Source organism: Caulobacter sp. UC70_42, assembly GCF_044056025.1.
Lineage (GTDB): Bacteria > Pseudomonadota > Alphaproteobacteria > Caulobacterales > Caulobacteraceae > Caulobacter.
Map to the genome: position 1 here is coordinate 192,083 of NZ_CP171994.1, position 17,584 is coordinate 209,666.

Below are 17,584 nucleotides of genomic sequence, written 5' to 3' on the forward strand. Positions count from 1 at the left end.
GGCCGCCATCCGCGCGAACAGCGCCGCGATCGTCGACACCGCCTCATGCGCCTCGGTCAAGTCGGGAACCTCGCGGTCGTCGCCCCAGCCATAAGCCTCGCTGCCGCCGACCTGCTGCACGACGATCCCGTCGCGTCGCGGCAGGACCGAGATGTGCCGGTAATAGAGGCCGTAGGTCAGCTCGGGCTGCGGGATCAGCCAGGCGATCTGGCCCCGCACCGGAACGATGCTCTCGTCCTTCCAGAGCGCCCGCGCGCCGTAGCCCGTGCAGTTGACGATCACCGGCTCCTTCAGCGCGGTCAGCTCGCCGGGCGTGTTGAAAGCCCGGGTCTCGATCCGTCCGCCGGCCAGCAGGAAGTCGCTCATCAGCACGTGGGCGTATTCGGTGACGTTGAACTGCAGCGACGCTCCGCGCCGGACGTTGGCGACCGGGAACGGGTTCTCGCCCGGCGGGACCGGCGTCTGCTTGGGGGTGATGTCGCGAACGCGGTCGATCAGCGACAGGAAGCGGGGCGCGCCGCTGGCCTCGGCATGGGTCGGCGCGGAGGGTCCGTCCTCGAGAAGGCTGTAGCGCTCGCTCCATTCCACCGGCGATCCGGCCAGGCCGACATAGTTCTGAAAGCCTCGGAACGAGGTCCGGCACATCGCCTCCCACAGCTCGGGAAAGTCGGCCGCCGTCTCGCCCTCGGCGGCGATGCGAGAAGTCCGGCGACCAGGTGCCCGTGGCCCGGGACGAGCGGGTGTCGGCCAGGCGATCGGCGGCATAGATGGTCACGTTCGCGCCCGCGCGACGCAGCACCGTGGCCGCGGTCAATCCCAGAGCGCCGCAGCCGATGACGGCCACGTCCCGCGCCCCGCCCGCCAGGGCCTTGCGGGTCGCCACCTCGGCCGATCCCCAGGACAGCGACCAGCCGCTGCCGCCATGGCCATAGTTGTGGACCACCGTCTTGTCGCCAACGGTCTCGACATCGAAGCGCGGCCCCGCCTTGCGGAACGGCCTCAGACACACGGTGACGCGCGTGATGCGATCCAGTTCGGCGCGGACCGGCGGCAGCAGCAGACGCGGCCGAGCCAGCCGAACCGCCGACGGGCCGGAAAGGGTCGGACCGCCAGCGCAACCGGCCAAGCCCGCCGCGCTCCAACCTCCCAGGCCCGCCAACAGCGCGCGCCGCCCCAGAAGTCGCCATGGCCATGGTTGGAAATCCCTCGATCGCCGCCTGGCGCCAGTTGAGCGGAAGCCGCCCCCGCGGTCATCCTCTCCTGGGGCCCGACACGCGTTTATTTCCAGACGCCGGAGGCTTGGGCGCCCGAAAGGCCGGGGACGACGCCGGGGCGGGCGCCGAGCCAACACAATCGCTTGACGAGTAAAATTACAGCTGTAACCATTCAAAGAAGGAAACGGCAGGAACCGCTCCGACAATGATCGAGCTTTTCGCCCTCGCCCTGGTCCGGGCTCAGATCGCCGCCGCCGCCGCGGTGCTGCTCGTCGTCATCCTGCGTCCGTCGGCGCGCCGGCTGTTCGGACCGCGCCGCGCCTACGGCCTGTGGGCCATCGTGCCGGCCGCCGCGGCCGCCGCCTTCTTCCCCAGCCTGGCCGAGACCATGGAGATCGGCGATCCGGCCCGTCCGTGGGGCGCCTGGGCCGGAAAGCTCGTGCTGCTGTGGCTGGCCGGCTGCGTGGTCGCGACCGCGGTGCTGGTTCTCCGCGAGCGCCTGTTCCATCGCCGCGTGGACAAGGGCCAGGCCGGCCCGGCCGTCGTCGGCGCCCTGTGGCCGCGCATCGTGCTGCCGTCCGACTTCGCCCAGCGCTTCGACGCCCGCGAGCGCGAGATGATCACCCTGCACGAGCGCACTCACATCAACCGCGGCGATCCGATCGCCAACCTGGTCGTCGCCGTGATCGGCGTGCTGGGCTGGTGCAACCCGATGATCCATCTGGCGTCGGTCCTGGTGCGCATCGACCAGGAACTGGCCTGCGACGCCACGGTCGTGGCCCTGCGCTCCGACATCCGCGCCGACTACGCCAGGGCGCTGATGAAGGCCCAGATGAACGCCTCCGCCTCGCCGCTGAGCTGCGGCTGGGCCACCCATCCGCTGATCCTGCGCGTATCGCTGCTGAACCGCCGGGAGCCCAGCCTGACGCGGGACATCATCGGCTTCCTGACGATGACGTTCCTGGCGATCTCGGCCATGGGAACGGTGTGGAGCGTGGCGCCACGAGGGCCTAACGCCGGCGACTTGCGGCCCGGCCTGGCCGCGCAGATCGACCCCTATACCGGCGCGATCGTCTGGGTCCAGGCCAAGCGCTGAGCCATCCGAGCCAGTCGAGGGCCCAGGGCCGGAGCGGCCCTAACCCAGGAACAGCTTCACATACTCTTCGGCCGGTCGGCGATTGATCGTGTCGTTGATCCAGAAGTCGACTACGCCGTCCTTGTCGGGCTTGGGCAGTCGCACGCCGGCTACGCGCATCCGATCGAACAGGCCCTCGGCGACCTTGGGCTTCACGACCAGCTGGCGGATGTTCGAGGCGTTCGGCGCGGGCTTCAGCCTGGCGGCGCCCGCCTTGTCCAGCGCTGCGAACACCTGGTCGGCCGTGGCGAAGGCGGCCTTCTGGCGAGCCTGGAAGTCGTCCAGCGCCGCCAAGGCCAGCACCGCGCTCTCCCAGCCCTGATAGATCGTGCCGCCGAACTGATGGCGCAGGGCGCGGGCCTTGGCGATATCGGCCTTGGAACCGGCCAGCACCGCCCCGAACGGCGCGTCCAGATACTTGTAGAGCGAGACATAGACGGTATCGAACAGCGCCGCCGCGCCAGCCACGTCATAGCTCGGCGGGGCCAGCAGCAGACGCGCGCCATCCAGGTGCAGGCGGACGCCCTTGCCCTTGGCGTAGGCGGCGATGTCGCGCAGGGCCGAAACCTCCAGCAGTTCGCCACGGGCGCGGCGCACCGGGCTCTCCAGCGAGATCGCGCCGATCCGCAACGGGTAAGGCCCGTTCTCGGCCTCGTCGACCGCGGCCTTGATCTCGTCCAGCGAGGGCCCGGCGCGGCCAGGGGCCAGGTTGACCAGGTTCAGGCCGGACAGGAGCTGAGTGGCGTCGCTCTCGTCGCGATAGAGGTGGCTCTCGTGCTGGACGATGACCCGCGTCGCATCGCCGGCCAGGATCCGCACGGCGACATGGTTGGCCAGGGTCCCGGTGGGCAGGAAAGCGCAATCCTCCTTGCCCAGCAGCGCGGCGAACCGCGTCTCCAGCTCGCCCACCGCGCCGCCTGAGAGATAGCCGTCGCGCGGCTTGCCCTTCTGGACCAGCTCGGCCAGGCGGGCGGCGGTGCGTACGGGGTCCGGCGGGGCGCTGTCGCCGACCAGCCAGACGCTCCGGGCGTCGACGGGCGGAAACGGCGGCGGCGAGGCTGGCGCCTGGGCCAGCGCCACGGACGGCGCGACGACGGCGCCGAGCAATGATCCAGCGAGGAAGTGTCGGCGATCCATTCGGCTATCCTCTTTCACGCCCCTCCCCAGGGAGAGGGGAGCATCGTCGTCGCTATTCCACCCGCGGCAGCACCAGGGCCACCCGGAGGCCCGGGCCCGTGCCGTTGTATTCGCCCGGCCCCTCCGACAGCTCCAGCCGTCCGCCGTGCGAGGCGGCGACAGCCTGGACCAGCGACAGTCCCAGGCCCGCGCCGGGCTCGCTGCGGCTGTTCTCCAGGCGCACGAAGCGCTGGACCACGCGGGCGCGGTCGCTCTCCGGCACGCCCGGCCCCGTGTCGGTGACCGAGAACTCCAGTTCGCCGGACGAGGTGCGCCGCGCGCGCAGCATGATCGCCCCGCCGTCGGGCGTATATTTGATGGCGTTGTCGAGCAGGTTGGCCAGGGCCTGGGCCAGGAATTCGCGGTTGCCCTTGATGGTCAGGGCCGGGACGATCTCGGCCTTGAAGTCCAGGCCCTTGTCCTCGCACGCGAATTCGTAGAGCTCGGCCATGTCGCCGGCCAGTTCCGAGGCGTCGAAAACACGCTGGTCCGGAGCCGAGCCGGCGGCCTGCAGGCGGGCGATGGCCAGCACCGCGTTGAACGTCTTCAGCACGCCGTCGGCGTCCTGCAGGGCGGTCTCCAGCGCCGCCACCGGATCGCCCTTGCCGTTCTCGGCGTCGATCAGGGCGACCTCCATGCGGGCGCGCAGGCGGGTGAGCGGCGAGCGCAGGTCGTGGGCGATGGCGTCGCCGGCGTGGCGCAGGCCGCCCATCAGGCGTTCGATGCGGTCGAGCATGTCGTTCAGGCCCTCGGCCAGCTCGTCATACTCGTCGCGCGTGCCGCGCACCTTGGCGCGCGCGTGCAGATCGCCGGCCCGGACGTCGTTGACCACGTCCACCAGCCCCTGCATCGAGCGGCTGACATTGCGGCTGATCAGGACGCCCCCGGCCATGCCCAGCAGGATGACCAGCGCCCCAGCGCCCCACAGGGCCCGGACGATCTTGCGGACATAGGCTTCGGAGGCGTCGACATCGGCGCCGACGAACAGGATCTCGCCGTGGTCCAGGCGCTGCTGCACCCCGCGCGCGGCCGCCTTGACCTCGGCCCCGTCGAGGTCGGTCTCGGTCACCTTGAAGCTGGCCCACTGCGGGCCGTCGCCGGTGAAGTCGCTGACCGGAGACTCCTCGATCGAGCCCGAGATGCGCTTGCCGGTCTTGTCGGCCAGGAAATAGAGGAACGGCTTCTCGCCCGTCGCCCGTTCGACGATGGTCTGGTTCAGGGCGTCGACGCCGCCCTGGCGATAGGCCGCCTCAAGGCTCTCGAACTCGCGGCTGATCTCGGCCTGGGCCCGGCGGTTCACCTCGCCCGCCGTGGCCACGTAGATGTAGCCCAGGAAGGCGCTGGCGGCCGCCGCGAACAGGGCCAGGAACAGCAGGGTCAGCCGGAACGGCGTGGTGCGGAGAAGGCGCGGCAGACGCATGGCGGGTCCGGCGGCTATGTCGCCGCCTGTCTCCTACGGATCGAGCCGGTAGCCCGCGCCGCGCACGGTCTGCAGCATGGCCCGGTCGAAGCCCTTGTCGATCTTGCTGCGCAGGCGCGAGATGTGCACGTCAATGACATTGGTCTGCGGGTCGAAGTGGTATTCCCAGACCTTCTCCAGCAGCATGGTGCGGGTCACCGACTGGCCGGCGTGGCGCATCATGAATTCCAGCAGCTGGAATTCGCGCGGCTGCAGGTCGATCTCCTTGCCCTGGCGGTGAACCGTCCGGTTGATCAGGTTCATCTCCAGCTCGCCGACCTTCAGGGTCGTGGCCACGGCGCCGGTCTCGCGGCGGCGCGACAGGGCCTCGACGCGGGCCATCAGCTCCGGGAAGGCGTAGGGCTTGACCAGATAGTCGTCGGCGCCCGCCTTCAGGCCCACCACGCGGTCATTGACCTCGCCCAGGGCCGACAGGAACAGCACCGGCGTCTGGTCGCCCTCGCGGCGCAGGGTCTCGACGACGGTGACCCCGTCCATCTTGGGCATCATGCGGTCGACGACCAGCACGTCATAGCCGCCCTTCTGGGCCTCGCCCAGGCCGGCCTCGCCGTCGGGCGCGTGCTGGACGTCGTAACCAGCCTCCGTCAGGCCATGCGCCATGGCGGCGGCGGCCTCCAGGTCGTCCTCGATAATCAGAATACGCATCGTCAGAGCCCCTCATGCGCTCAGGCGGAATGGCGGAACGATCGACGTTCCCCCGATTCCGCGCATCGCGCGATAGTTGCTCTTGCAATAGCGGTTTCGGCGAGCGCCGTAACTTAAACCTTGGACAGAAAAAGCCCCGCTCCGATTTCTCGAAGCGGGGCCATGACATTCGAAGTTAAGCGTTCAACTTACGGCGCGATCTTCAGCGGCACGAAGACCGGGCGGTTCTGGCGGATCACCTTGACCAGAACGCTGTTGCGGCCGGCCTTCTTGGCCGAGGCCACGGCGTTGTTGACGTCGACGACGCTGTTCACCGCCGCACCGTTGATGTTGGCTAGCACGTCGCCCTTGGCCAGACCCTTCTCGCCGGCGTCGCTGTCGCCCTTCACGCCAGTGATCAACAGGCCCTTGATCTCGCTGTCGATCTTGTAGGTCTGGCGCGAGGCCGGATCGATCGGGCCGAGGGTCAGGCCCAGGGCGTCGACCTTCTGGCTGACCGGCTTGTCCGGGGTCGGGGGCGGCCCCGCCGTCCTGATCCTGATCGTCGTCGTTCAGGCCCAGGGCGTTCTCGGCCGGACGGGTGCCCGACTTGACGTCGATCACGCGCGGCTTGCCGTCGCGGATGATCGACATCTTGATGCTCTCGCCCGGACGGGCCTTGGCCACTTCGCGGGTCAGCTCCGAGCGGTTGGCGATCGTCACGCCATTGACGCCCGTCAGGATGTCGTCCGGCAGCAGGCCGGCCTTGGCGGCGGGACCGCCCGGGACCAGCTCGGCGACGATCGCGCCCTTCACGTCCTTCAGGCCCAGGGCCTCGGCCGACTCGGCGCTGAAATCCTGGATGGTGACGCCGATATAGCCGCGAACGACCTTGCCGCCCGAGATCAGTTGCTTGGCGGTGGCCTCGGCGATGTCCGCCGGAATGGCGAAGCCGATGCCGACCGAGCCGCCCGACGGCGAGTAGATGGCGCTGTTGACGCCGATCACCCGGCCGTAGATGTCGAACGACGGACCGCCCGAGTTGCCCCGGTTGATGGGCGCGTCGATCTGGATGTAGTTGACGAACGACGAGGTGTTGTCGCCCAGGTCACGACCATAGGCCGAAATGATGCCGGCCGTGGCCGTGCCGCCCAGGCCGAACGGGTTGCCGATGGTGATGACCCAGTCGCCGACCCGCGGCTTGGCCTGGTTCTCGAAGTTCACATACGGGAAGTCCGCGCCCTTGGCCTTGGGGTCGATGACCTTGACCACCGCCAGGTCCGTGCCCTCGTCGCGGCCGACCAGGGTGGCCTTCAGCTCGCGGCCGTCCTTCATCACCACCTGGATGTCGTCGGCGTCGGCCACGACGTGGTTGTTGGTGACGATGTAGCCGTCGGCCGAAATGAAGAAGCCCGAGCCCGCCGACTGCTGCTTCGGCGTGGCCGGCGAGTCGCCGTCCTCTCCGTCCTGGCCCGGCTTGCCCTTCTGGCCGCGCGGCACGATGTCGAAACCTTCCAGACCCGGAATGCGCAGACCCTGCGGCGAGGCCTTGGAGGTCACGTTGATCTGGACGACCGCGGGCGAAACCTTCTCGAAGATGTCGGCGAACGACATCGGCGCGCCCGGCGGCGGCGCGAAGGTCGGCGCGCCCGTCATCGACGGACGGGCCACCGGGGCCTCGGCGGCCGCCGTTCCCATGCGCATCCCCACACCGGCCAGAGCGGCGCAAGCCACGCCCGCGCCAGCGATGGCGCCCACAACGAAACCCGACTTCCTAGCGGTCATTCTCTGCTTTCCTCACCCGCGCGTCCTACGCGCGGTCCCTTTGGATCTGAGAACCTAGTCGTGACGGCGAAAGGTGCAATGGTTCTCGGATTACCTTCGCGTCATTGGAGCCCGCTTCTTGCGGCTCCATTTCGGCGCAATCGTGTCAATCGTCTTGCAGCAACCTGGCGACGCGGTCTTCTTCTTCCCGCGACAGCTCTGTCTCGACCGTCCGCCGACGCCGCAGCAGGCCGACCATCAGGACTCCGCCCACCAGCAGAACCCCCGACCGGCGCCAGCCGAAAGCGCTGCATTGCCAGCGGAAAAGCGCGGCTTCAGCAGCACGAACTCACCATAACGCTGCACAAGAAACGCGCGGATCTCGCCATCGCTGCGGCCCGCCTTGACCTGTTCGCGGACAATTCGTCGCAGGTCGCCGGCCAACTGGGCCTCGGAGTCGTCGATCAACTCGTTCTGACAGACCAGGCAGCGCACTTCCTTGAAGAGGACGCGGGCGCGGGCCTCCTGCGCCGGATCGGGCAGACGCTCGGTGGGTTCCGAGGCGCTGCCCATCAGGGCGACGGCGGCCAGGGCCACCAGCAGGGCGCGGACGCGGCTCACGACACGGCCTCGCCGGCGCGACGGCCAACGCCCAGGCGCACCCGGCGATCGGAGAGCGACACGGCCCCGCCCAGGGCCATGATCAGCGGCCCCAGGAAGATCAGCCGCACCCACGGGTTCACATAGGCGCGCACCAGCCAGGCCGGCTCGCCGCCCTCGCCCGCCCGGCGCTCGCCCAGCACGACATAGATGTCGTCCAGCACGCGCGGGCAGATGGCGACCTCCGAGGTGGTCTGGGACCCGGTCGGATAGAAGCGGCGCTCGGGCTCGGCGTGGCAGATTTCACGACCGGCCTTGTCGGTGATCTTCACGATCCCGCGCTCGGCCAGGTAGTTCGGCCCCTCGACCGTGCCGACATCGGTCAGGGTCAGGGTGTAGGCGCCCAGGGCGTGGCTGTCGTTGAGGCTCAGGGCCTGGGCCGCCTCGACCCGCCAGGCGGTCTCGAACGACGCGCCCAGAACGAAGACGCCCAGGCCGGCGTGCGCCAGGGTCGTGCCCCAGGCGCCGCGCGGCAAGCCTCGGGCGCGACGGGCGCTCTCGGCGACGGGGACGCGCAGCAGCTTCAGGCGCTCGCCCATCTCCAGCAGCGCCCCGCCCAGCAGCCAGAAGCCGACGACTAGGCCGCCGCTGGCCAGGGCCTTGCGCGGCTGGACGATACCGTAGGCGATCAGGCCCAGCGCGGCGGCGGCGGCCAGCACGATCCAGAGCTTGCGGGCCACGCCCTTGGCGTCGCCACGCTTCCAGGCCAGCAGCGGCCCGGCCGGCAGGACGCAGAACGCCAGGATCATCAGCGGCACGAAGGTCAGGTTGAAGAACGGCGCGCCGACCGAGACGGCCTCGCCGTCCATGGCCTCGCGGATCAGCGGATAGAGCGTGCCCAACAGCACCACCGCCGTCGCCGTCGACAGCAGGATGTTGTTCAACACGATGGCGCTCTCGCGACTGACGGGGCGGAACTGGCCGCCGGGATTGAGGCTGCCGGCCCGCAGGCCGAACAGCAGGAAGCCCGCGCCGGCCGCGACGCCCATCATGATCAGCAGCAGCACGCCGCGCGTCGGGTCGACGGCGAAGGCGTGGACGCTGGTCAGCACGCCCGAGCGCACCAGGAAGGCGCCCAGCATCGAGAAGGTGAAGGCCGCCAGGGCCAGGAACGCCGTCCAGCCCGGCAGCGCCCCGCGCCTTTCGGTGACGATGGCCGAGTGCAGCAGGGCCGCGCCGATCAGCCACGGCATGAAGCTGGCGTTCTCGACCGGGTCCCAGAACCACCAGCCGCCCCAGCCCAGTTCGTAATAGGCCCAGAAGGCGCCCAGCGTGATGCCGACGGTCAGCAGGCTCCAGGCCGCCAGGGTCCAGGGCCGCACCCAGCGGGCCCAGGCCGCATCGATCCGGCCCTCGATCAGGGCCGCCAGCGACAGCGAATAGACCACCGAGAATCCGACATAGCCGGCGTAGAGGAACGGCGGGTGGAAGGCCAGCGCCGGGTCCTGCAGCAACGGATTGAGCGAGCGCCCCTCGACCGGCGGGTCCAGCAGGCGCTCCATCGGGTTAGAGGCGAACACCGTATAGGCCAGGAACAGCACGCCCAGCGCGCCCTGGATGGCGATGGCGTAGGCGCGCAGGCGCGGCGGCAGGCTGTCGCCGAAGAAGGCCATGGCCGCGCCATACCCGGTCAGAACCAGGCACCACAGCAGCATCGAGCCTTCGTGGCTGCCCCAGGCCCCGGCCACCTTGTAGAGCATCGGCTTGGCGGTGTGGGAGTTGTTGGCCACATTGGCGACGGAGAAGTCCGACACCACGAAGGCGTGGATTAAGGCCGCGAAGGCCACGGCCACGGCCACGAAGGTCGCCACCGCCGCGCCGCGTCCGGCCCCGGCCAGGACGGGCGAACGCCGCGCGCCGCCCACGGCCGACAGTCCGGTCTGGGCGACCGACAGCATCAGCGACAGGATCAGGGCGAAGGCGCCCAGTTCGACGATCATGTGGTCGGTTTTCCGTAGGCGGGCGCGCCATAGTTCGGCGGGGGCGCGCCCTCGCCGCGCCACTCGCCCTGCTTCTTCAGCGCCTTGGCGACGTCGCGCGGCATGTAGCGCTCGTCGTGCTTGGCCAGCACCTGCTTGGCGACGAAGACGCCGCTTTCGTCGAACGCGCCCTCGGCGACGATCCCCTGCCCTTCGCGGAACAGGTCCGGCAGGTCGCCGTGGTAGCTCACCTTGGCCGTGGCGCGCTGGTCGGCCACCACGAACTCGACGTCGCCGCCGGGGTGCTTGACCACGCTGCCGTGCTGAACCAGGCCGCCCAACTGCACCTTGCGGCCAGGGGCGACATGGGCCTCCTTGGCCTGGGCCGGCGTGTAGAACAGCGAGATGCTGTCGCGCAGGCCATAGAGGGCCAGGCCCACGGCCAGGGCCAGCACCGGCGCGACGGCCAGCAGGATGGTCAGGCGACGGCGCGCCTTGCGGGATTTGGGCCAGAAACTCATGGCTGGACGGTCTTCTGAGCGGGCGTGTCGGCGGCCTGGCGCAGGGCCGACAGCACCTTGGGCTGATCCTTGAAACGGGCGGTGGCCGAGGCCAGGGCGGCGTCGCGCTTGGCGCTCTCGCCGAGCACGGCGTAGGCGCGGACCAGGCGGACCCAGCCTTCGGGATCGTCGGGCGATTGGGCCAGGCGCGCGGCCAGGCCCTCGACCATGCCCACGATCATGCCCTGGACCTGGGGATTGGCGTCGGCGGCCGGCTGGTCGCTGGGCAGGCGGCCCATGGCCTCGACCTGGGCGATTTCCTGGCCCAGCGCCGTCCGGCCCGGATCGTTGGCCGGCAGGCTGGAGACCACGGCGCGCCAGTCGGCGAGACCGCCGGCCACGTCGCCGTCGGCGATCTTGCCGCGGCCAAGGTAGTAGCGGGCGCGGATATCGTTCGGGGCGACCTTCAGCGCCTCGCCGAAGGCCAGCTTGGCGTCGGCGCCGACCTGCCCCTTGGCCTCCACGACGAAGGTCTCGCCCAGCAGGCTCCAGAGATCGCCGCGCTTGGGCGCCAGGCGCACGGCCCTGCGCAGGGCGGCCTCGGCCCCAGGCAGGTCGCCAGCGGCGGCCCGGGCCTTGGCCAGGAACACCAGCGGCTCGGGATCGGTTGGTCGGTCGGCGGCGACGCCTTCCAGCACGGCGGCGATCTTGGCGGGCTCCAGCGTGGCCGGATCGGCGGCCTTCCACGCGGCCACGCGCTTGGCGTAGGGCTGGTCGGCCATTTCCGGCTTGCCCACGGTCACATAGAGGCCGACGGCGGCCACGCAGGCCGCGCCGACGGCGATCACCACCGCCTTGCGGGGGCCGGCGCCGTCGCGCTCCCAGGTCTCGGTCTGGTCGGCGGCGGCCAGCAGGCCGCGTCCCGCCTCGGCGCGGGCGGCCTTGAGTTCGGTTTCAGCCAGCAGGCCGTCGATGGCCAGGCGCTCGACCTCGGCCAGACGGCGGCGATGCGGTTCAAGCCGGGCCTGGGCGTCGTCGACGGGCCGGGCGCGCGCCGCGCCCCGCAGCACCAGCCCCGCCGTCGCGACCGACAGCCCCGCCGCGGCGATCCAGAAAGCGATCATGGCCGCGTGGTAGCCTGTTCCCGCGTTCGCCGTTAGTAGGAAAAGTGCGTAAGGGCGGCCAAAAGCCCCGGTTTGTCAGGCCGCGATGGCGGCCGCCGCGCGGCGTCGCACGATCTCGGCGGTCTTGTCGTCGCGGGTGTAGGCGATGAAGCCGGCGGCGACGTCCAGGTATTTCACGGCCAGCCCCGCATCGCCGCCGTCGCCCGTGCGGGCGACGTGGAGGACGTCCTCGATATAGGGATCCAGGCGGCTGTTCAGCTTTTCCAGGACCTTGTTGCGCGAACTGCCGTAACCGGCCTTGTCGGCGCACGCGCGCAGCTCGGCGATGAAGGCCAGCGCCGACTGGGCGCGGCGGATCATCGCCTCGTCCGGCTCGTCGGTCAGCTTGGCCGCGCCCTTGCTGCCCTTCTTGGACAGCATCGACAGCGACCGCAGCGGCAGGGCCGCTTCCAGCGTCCGGTCGGCCTGGTCCATGCGCTGCTCGCACGCCTTGGCCATCGCCTGCTTGTGCCGCGCCAGGCGCTTGCCCCACGGTCCGTCCTTGGCGACGTCGACCGACTGCTGGAACTCCGCGATCTGCAGCTGGACCTTGTGGGCGGCCTGCGCGGCCGCGCGGCCGGCGCGCTCGCCGTCCGAAAAGTTGAAGGTCTCGACCTGGACGATGGCGGCGTCGATCTCGGCCAGCACGCGCTCGCCGAACGCCTTGACCTCCGACGAGGCCAGGTAGCGGTCGCTGGGGCGGTCCATGACCGCCGAGATCACGCGCAGGATGCGCCAGTCGTCGGGCAGGTGGGCCGAGAGGATGTCCAGCATCAGGGGGCCGGCGTCATCGCTGATCCGGCAGGCGTCGCGATAGGCCAGGCGCGCGGCGGCGGCGCGCTCGTCCGACATGCGGCTGACCCACTCCGACAGCTTGGGCAGGCACGAGCGGGTGATGGCCGACAGTTGCAGGCACATGGCCAGCTGCTCGGGGTCGCAGATCGAGCGCACGCTGTCGAAGGCGGCGTTCTCGGGATCGCGCAGACCGGCGGCGGCGGCCCGGCAGAGATCGTCGAACACGTCGGGCACGCCCTGTTCGAGATCCCACGGATTGCACTTGGCGGCGGCCTCCTCGACCCGCGACGGCGACACCGCCCTCAGGGCCCGCCACAAGCGCGGCAGCACCGCCGAGGGGAACTGGATCTGGCCCTCGCGGCGCTTGGCGCACAGCGGTACGATGGGGCCGAGGATATTGTTGCGGACGAAGCGTTGGGCGGTTTCGTCCTCGACCAGGCCGCGCACGGCGGCCAGCGAACCGGTCGCGCCGGCGCTCGACAGGGCCAGCTCCAGGCTGCGCAGCGCCGCGTCCGGAGCGGTTTCCACCAGCGTCCGGATGATCTGCAATTTATGCGCGGCGATGGCGGCCATGGTCCCCCGTGTCGGAGAAACCGATTCCGACAGGCGTCAACCATGTTCGGAACGAGGTTAAGGATTTCCGAAATCGTGAAAAATTCACCCCGGGCGCGACCGCGTGTCCCGGTTTGAAAGCCTTTATCCACCAGAAGTTTAGGCCACGGGTATCGCGTGCATGGCAGGCCGCCTCGTAACAATTGAACGCAACCGGAAGTTAGGTTTCGGCCCTGGGAAGGTCCAGGCTCACCCGCAATCCGCCCATGGGCGATTCACCAAGCAGCACCGATCCGCCATAGGCGCGGGTCAATTCATCGACGATCGACAGGCCCAAGCCCGATCCGGGCGCGTTCTCGTCGAGCCGCTGCCCCCGCTTGAGGGCCTGGGCGCGCTCCTCGGGCGGCAGGCCGGGACCGTCGTCGTCCACGGTCAGCAGCATCCGCGCCTCGCCCGACGGCGCGGCCTCGGCGCGGATCCGGCCCTTGCACCACTTGCCGGCGTTTTCCATCACATTGCCCGCCAGCTCCATGAAGTCCTGCTTCTCGCCCTGGAAGCAGAGGTCCTCTGGGCAGCGCCAGTCGATCTCGACGCCCTTGTCCTGGAAGATCCGCTCCAGGGTCACGGCCAGTTCGTCCAGGATCGGCTCCACCGGCGTGCGTTCGCCCGAGGTCTGCGAGCGGGCGGCGGCCCGGGCGCGGCGCAGATGGTGGTCGACCTGCTCGCGCATGGTCTGGGCCTGACGCTCGACCACCTCGGCCAGCTGGCCGGGCTGCTGGGAGGCCTCGGTCAGCATCACCGACAGCGGCGTCTTCAGGGCATGGGCCAGGTTGCCCACGTGGGTGCGCTGGCGCTCGACGACCTCCTGGTTATGGGCCAGGAGGGCGTTCAGCTCGACAGCCAGCGGCTCCAGCTCCTCCGGATAGACCCCGTCGACCCGTTCGGCCTTGCCGCGGCGCACGGCGGCCACCTCGCGGCGGAGGCGGAACAGCGGCGTGAGGCCGAACCGCACCTGCACCACCGTCGCCAGCACCAGGCCGCCAGCCAGGATCGTCAGGGCGATGGCCGTGACCCCGGCGAAGCGGTCGGCGTCGGCGTCGATCGGCGTGCGGTCCTCCGCGGCCAGGAACACCACCGGGTCGGCATAGCCCGGCAGGCGGGCCAGGATGGCGGCGGCGCGCAGCGGCTTGTCCTGCGGACCGCGCATGTTGAAGTACTGGGTCTGGCCCGGGGCGGCGTCCAGCCGGTCGATCTGCTTGGACGACAGCATCAGGTCGCTGTCGAACAGCGAGCGCGAACGCTCGACCGGCCGCATCGCCCCCTCTGGCGACTTGTCCAGGATCACCCAGTAGCGGCCGGAATAGGCGCGGGTGGCGCGGATGTCGGTCAGCACGGGCGCGCGCAGCTGGCCGTCCTCGACGGTCGAGCCGGCATAGAGGTCGTCGGTCAGCACGGCCAGCGACTGGTCGAAGCGCCGGATGGCGGCGCTGCGGAACTGCGCGGTCAGGAACACCCCGGCGATCAGCACGACCAGCAGGGTCCAGATCCCGGCGATCAGGACCAGGCGGCGGACCAGCGAACGGCGGCGCAGGTCCAGCAAGGTTTAGGCGGCCTCTTCCCCGGGCAGCGGCGCCAGGCGATAGCCCAGGCCGCGGACGGTCTCGATGCGGTCGGCGCCCAGCTTCTTGCGCAGACGGCCGATGAACACCTCGATGGTGTTGCTGTCGCGGTCGAAGTCCTGATCGTACAGGTGCTCGACCAGCTCGGTGCGGCCGATCACCCGGCCCTGGTGCATCATCATGTAGTGCAGCAGGCGGTATTCCAGCGAGGTCAGGCGCAGCGGCTCGCCGTTGACGCTGGCGCGGGCGGCGCGGGGGTCCAGCCGCAGCGCGCCGCACGACAGCGACGGCGCGGCGTGGCCGGCCGAGCGGCGCAGCAGGGCCCGCAGGCGGGCCAGCAGCTCCTCGGTATGGAACGGCTTGGCCAGGTAGTCGTCGGCCCCGGCGTCGAAGCCGGCGACCTTGTCGCTCCAGGCGCCGCGCGCGGTCAGGATCAGCACCGGCGTGGCGACATTGCCGCGGCGCCAGCGCTCCAGCACCGACACCCCGTCCACCTTGGGCAGGCCCAGGTCGAGGATCACCGCGTCATAGGGCTCGGTCTCGCCCAGGAACTGGGCTTCCTCGCCGTCCGGGGCGTGGTCGACGGCGTAGCCGGCGTCGCCCAGGGTCAGTTTCAGCTGACGCGACAGGTCGGGATCGTCCTCGACGAGCAGGATACGCATGGAAAACTCCTAAATCCTATCTAGCCGCCGCTCAGGATCTGGCCGGTGCGGGCGTCGACGATGAAGTCGATGCGGCGGCCGTCGGCGGCGGCCCAGCGCACGCGATAGTTCGAGCCTTCCAGGCCGGCGTCCAGCACGCGGCCGGGCACGCGGCGGCCGATCATGTCGATCACCCGCGACAGCGGCACCAGCTGGCCCGACTGCACGCCGCCCCGCGCCTGGTCCGACTCGCGCGCGCCAGTCGGCGCCCAGCGAGTCGGGACCTCGGTCATGACGCTGCGCCCACGCCGCGCCCGGTAGGGCTGCGGCCAGCGCGGCGGCGACGATGATGGCGCGGATCGTTTTCATGCTCTCCGGTCTAACGGGTCGCGGCTGAATGGAGACTGAACGTCCGGGTTATGAACGGGCTGCGACGTTCTGTCACGACCGGACACGCCTGGAACGAACCGGCTTCGGTCTTGCACCGACCTGCTCAAGCCTATGCCTCTGATACGATCAGAGCCGCATCCGGCTCTACCCGCAGTGACCTAAGCAGTTGCATCTCAGCTTTACCGATCTTGGGCAGGAGACCAGAACTTTGAAGCTCAGTGAAATCCGCCTGCGTTGGTGAGGGGAAGCCCTTTCTCTTCGGCAGCGCCAACGTTTTCGCATGAGCAACTAACTCATGAATTAGGAGATAGGAGAACAGAATGGCGTCATCCGCATAAAGATACATGGCCGACATACAGTCGGGGTACCTTGTATCAACGCGCCCCGCGTCATCTGCCACACCGAAATATATCGGAGCTACTTCTCTCGGATTCCGAGAAGCTCCCCTTGCTTCCGCTACCAACGCATTTCGCTCAGCAAGCATGCTCGAGAGATTCGAAACGGCCTGCGTGAGATACGCAAACAGTCCCATTGCGCCAGGCCGGGCACTCACCCGGTCGTAGAGCAACTTCTCAAGAGCCGGCATGGCGACCGCTGGCAGAACGACGGACTTGAAATCAGCCGTGAAACTGAACGTCCTATCTCCGCGGGCCGCCAGGACTTCGCGCGAGTTCTTCCTTCTGCGCGTCGTAGTTCGTCTTCATCGGCAGTACGTGCTGTCGCTTCAGCGCAACGCATGTGCTCAGGATCGAAAGCGTCGTGCTGATCGCCGCATTGGTCGCCCTAAGCTCTTCCAATCGACGCTGGACGCCCGCATTGCGCTTGGCGATCCCTTGAGCCGCCCAAGCCCCGGCAAAGGCACCTGACAGCGGTCCGACGACGACCTTCGCCGCAACGCCCAGAAAGGTCATCACTCCAACAGTCATATCGCGTCCCCCTCAAGGTTGGCAGTAGGACCGACAATGAGCGGTTGGGGAAGACCGTCCGCCTACTTCCGCTTCGGCGTGTAGGGCTTCTGATCGCGCCAGGCCTGGGCGAACTTTTCCAGGTCCGGGTCGACCGTCTCCGGCAGGGTCACCACCAGCTTGGCCAGCAGGTCGCCGCGCTTGCCCTTGGCGTCGGGCATGCCGCGGCCCTTCAGGCGAAGCGTCTGGCCGCTGTTGCTGCCCTTGGGCACGTTCAGCATCACATTGCCGTCCGGGGTCGGGGCCTCGACCTTGCCGCCCAGCACCGCGTCGGGGATCGAGATCGGCAGGTCCATGACCAGCGCGTCGCCCTCGCGGCGATAGATCGGGTGCGGCTTGATCGAGAGCTCGATCAGCGCGTCGCCCTGGCCGCCACGGCCCGGGCTGCCCTGGCCCTTCAGACGCAGGGTCTGGCCTTCCTGGGCGCCGGTCGGGATGGTGACGTCGATCGTGCGGCCGTCCGAGAAGGCCACGCGCTTCTTGCCGCCCTTGATGGCGTCTTCCAGGTCGATGTCGAGACGGGCCTTGATGTCCGCACCCCTGGACGAGAAGCCTCCGCTGGCCCCGCCGCCGAACGGGCCGCGTCCGCCGGCCTGGGCGCCGCCGAACATGCCGCCGAACAGGTCCGACAGGTCGATCTCCGGCCCCTCGTCCCGGTGGAAGCCGCCGCGACCGAAGCCGCCGGCGTTGAACGGGCCGTTGCCGGGCTGGCCGCCGAAGCCGCGCATGGTCTCGCGACCGTCGGCGTCGATCTGGCCCAGGTCGAACTTCTTGCGCTTCTCGGCGTCGCCGACGATGTCGAAGGCGGCGCTGACCTGCTTGAACTTCTCTTCCGCCTTCTTGTCCCCCGGATTGGCGTCCGGGTGATGCTGCTTGGCGAGCTTGCGGAACGCCTTGCGGATCTCGTCCGCGGTCGCGGTGCGGGAAACGCCGAGTTCCTGATAGGGGTCGCGCGCCAAGGAGTATCCTCTGCAGAAATAGGCCCAA

The 17,584-nt window shown here is 69.5% G+C and carries 15 protein-coding genes and 3 pseudogenes; 2 read left to right on the forward strand and 16 right to left on the reverse strand.

Annotation, left to right across the window (positions count from 1 at the left end; genetic code table 11):
* Nucleotides 1–43 precede the first annotated feature (43 nt).
* Complete coding sequence (locus ACHMW8_RS01205) at nt 44–844, reverse strand: FAD-dependent oxidoreductase (protein ID WP_395445860.1); 801 nt, start codon at nt 842–844, stop codon at nt 44–46.
* On the opposite strand from ACHMW8_RS01205, the gene ACHMW8_RS01210 reads away from it, so the two are divergent.
* Nucleotides 768–932, forward strand: coding sequence for a hypothetical protein (locus ACHMW8_RS01210; protein ID WP_395444509.1), 165 nt, complete (start codon nt 768–770; stop codon nt 930–932). The genes ACHMW8_RS01205 and ACHMW8_RS01210 overlap by 77 nt on opposite strands.
* Nucleotides 933–1,419: 487 nt before the next feature.
* Nucleotides 1,420–2,310 (forward strand): M56 family metallopeptidase, encoded by an 891-nt coding sequence (locus ACHMW8_RS01215; RefSeq protein WP_395444510.1) that lies wholly within the window; start codon nt 1,420–1,422, stop codon nt 2,308–2,310.
* Between the two features lie 39 nt (nt 2,311–2,349).
* Here the strand turns inward: ACHMW8_RS01215 and ACHMW8_RS01220 are convergent, their stop codons facing one another.
* The 15 genes and pseudogenes from ACHMW8_RS01220 to ACHMW8_RS01290 form a co-directional block, all read right to left on the reverse strand.
* On the reverse strand, nt 2,350–3,486 hold the full coding sequence (locus ACHMW8_RS01220) for a threonine aldolase family protein (protein ID WP_395444511.1): 1,137 nt from the start codon (nt 3,484–3,486) through the stop codon (nt 2,350–2,352).
* A 52-nt stretch (nt 3,487–3,538) separates the two neighbouring features.
* Entirely contained in the window at nt 3,539–4,945 is a 1,407-nt protein-coding gene (gene uczS, locus ACHMW8_RS01225) for a two-component system sensor histidine kinase UczS (RefSeq protein WP_395444512.1), read from the reverse strand.
* A 33-nt stretch (nt 4,946–4,978) separates the two neighbouring features.
* Nucleotides 4,979–5,650, reverse strand: a complete 672-nt coding sequence (gene uczR / locus ACHMW8_RS01230; RefSeq protein ID WP_125155742.1) for a two-component system response regulator UczR — start codon at nt 5,648–5,650, stop codon at nt 4,979–4,981.
* Nucleotides 5,651–5,838: 188 nt separating this feature from the next.
* Nucleotides 5,839–7,414: pseudogene (locus tag ACHMW8_RS01235) on the reverse strand (Do family serine endopeptidase).
* Nucleotides 7,415–7,559: 145 nt separating this feature from the next.
* A pseudogene (locus tag ACHMW8_RS01240) lies at nt 7,560–8,014 on the reverse strand (cytochrome c-type biogenesis protein).
* Nucleotides 8,011–9,993 carry a heme lyase CcmF/NrfE family subunit gene (locus ACHMW8_RS01245; RefSeq protein WP_395444513.1) on the reverse strand — a complete coding sequence of 661 codons (1,983 nt, stop codon included), beginning with the start codon at nt 9,991–9,993 and terminating at the stop codon, nt 8,011–8,013. Before ACHMW8_RS01245 ends, ACHMW8_RS01240 begins: the two are co-directional and overlap by 4 nt.
* Nucleotides 9,990–10,493 carry a cytochrome c maturation protein CcmE gene (gene ccmE, locus ACHMW8_RS01250; protein WP_395444514.1) on the reverse strand — a complete coding sequence of 168 codons (504 nt, stop codon included), beginning with the start codon at nt 10,491–10,493 and terminating at the stop codon, nt 9,990–9,992. The genes ACHMW8_RS01245 and ccmE overlap by 4 nt, the downstream gene beginning before the upstream one ends.
* Nucleotides 10,490–11,596, reverse strand: coding sequence for a c-type cytochrome biogenesis protein CcmI (gene ccmI, locus ACHMW8_RS01255; RefSeq protein ID WP_395444515.1), 1,107 nt, complete (start codon nt 11,594–11,596; stop codon nt 10,490–10,492). The genes ccmE and ccmI overlap by 4 nt, the downstream gene beginning before the upstream one ends.
* Nucleotides 11,597–11,671: 75 nt before the next feature.
* Nucleotides 11,672–13,003, reverse strand: coding sequence for a hypothetical protein (locus ACHMW8_RS01260; protein WP_395444516.1), 1,332 nt, complete (start codon nt 13,001–13,003; stop codon nt 11,672–11,674).
* Nucleotides 13,004–13,202: 199 nt separating this feature from the next.
* Entirely contained in the window at nt 13,203–14,582 is a 1,380-nt protein-coding gene (locus ACHMW8_RS01265) for an ATP-binding protein (RefSeq protein ID WP_395444517.1), read from the reverse strand.
* 3 nt (nt 14,583–14,585) lie between these two features.
* Nucleotides 14,586–15,263 (reverse strand): response regulator transcription factor, encoded by a 678-nt coding sequence (locus ACHMW8_RS01270; RefSeq protein ID WP_125155735.1) that lies wholly within the window; start codon nt 15,261–15,263, stop codon nt 14,586–14,588.
* Nucleotides 15,264–15,283: 20 nt separating this feature from the next.
* A pseudogene (locus ACHMW8_RS01275) lies at nt 15,284–15,611 on the reverse strand (PepSY domain-containing protein).
* Nucleotides 15,612–15,741: 130 nt separating this feature from the next.
* On the reverse strand, nt 15,742–15,987 hold the full coding sequence (locus ACHMW8_RS01280) for a hypothetical protein (RefSeq protein ID WP_395444518.1): 246 nt from the start codon (nt 15,985–15,987) through the stop codon (nt 15,742–15,744).
* 283 nt (nt 15,988–16,270) lie between these two features.
* Nucleotides 16,271–16,543, reverse strand: a complete 273-nt coding sequence (locus ACHMW8_RS01285; RefSeq protein WP_395444519.1) for a hypothetical protein — start codon at nt 16,541–16,543, stop codon at nt 16,271–16,273.
* A 77-nt stretch (nt 16,544–16,620) separates the two neighbouring features.
* Entirely contained in the window at nt 16,621–17,556 is a 936-nt protein-coding gene (locus ACHMW8_RS01290) for a DnaJ C-terminal domain-containing protein (protein WP_395444520.1), read from the reverse strand.
* Nucleotides 17,557–17,584 lie beyond the last annotated feature (28 nt).

What these genes read in the sequence shown, in the direction of transcription:
- ACHMW8_RS01210 (WP_395444509.1), top strand. Translation starts at nt 768, where the DNA reads ATGGTCACGTTCGCGCCCGCGCGACGCAGCACCGTGGCCGCGGTCAAT.
- ACHMW8_RS01215 (WP_395444510.1), top strand. Translation starts at nt 1,420, where the DNA reads ATGATCGAGCTTTTCGCCCTCGCCCTGGTCCGGGCTCAGATCGCCGCC.
- ACHMW8_RS01220 (WP_395444511.1), bottom strand. Translation starts at nt 3,486, where the DNA reads ATGGATCGCCGACACTTCCTCGCTGGATCATTGCTCGGCGCCGTCGTC.
- uczS (WP_395444512.1), bottom strand. Translation starts at nt 4,945, where the DNA reads ATGCGTCTGCCGCGCCTTCTCCGCACCACGCCGTTCCGGCTGACCCTG.
- uczR (WP_125155742.1), bottom strand. Translation starts at nt 5,650, where the DNA reads ATGCGTATTCTGATTATCGAGGACGACCTGGAGGCCGCCGCCGCCATG.
- ACHMW8_RS01245 (WP_395444513.1), bottom strand. Translation starts at nt 9,993, where the DNA reads ATGATCGTCGAACTGGGCGCCTTCGCCCTGATCCTGTCGCTGATGCTG.
- ccmE (WP_395444514.1), bottom strand. Translation starts at nt 10,493, where the DNA reads ATGAGTTTCTGGCCCAAATCCCGCAAGGCGCGCCGTCGCCTGACCATC.
- ccmI (WP_395444515.1), bottom strand. Translation starts at nt 11,596, where the DNA reads ATGATCGCTTTCTGGATCGCCGCGGCGGGGCTGTCGGTCGCGACGGCG.
- ACHMW8_RS01260 (WP_395444516.1), bottom strand. Translation starts at nt 13,003, where the DNA reads ATGGCCGCCATCGCCGCGCATAAATTGCAGATCATCCGGACGCTGGTG.
- ACHMW8_RS01270 (WP_125155735.1), bottom strand. Translation starts at nt 15,263, where the DNA reads ATGCGTATCCTGCTCGTCGAGGACGATCCCGACCTGTCGCGTCAGCTG.
- ACHMW8_RS01280 (WP_395444518.1), bottom strand. Translation starts at nt 15,987, where the DNA reads ATGTCGGCCATGTATCTTTATGCGGATGACGCCATTCTGTTCTCCTAT.
- ACHMW8_RS01285 (WP_395444519.1), bottom strand. Translation starts at nt 16,543, where the DNA reads ATGACCTTTCTGGGCGTTGCGGCGAAGGTCGTCGTCGGACCGCTGTCA.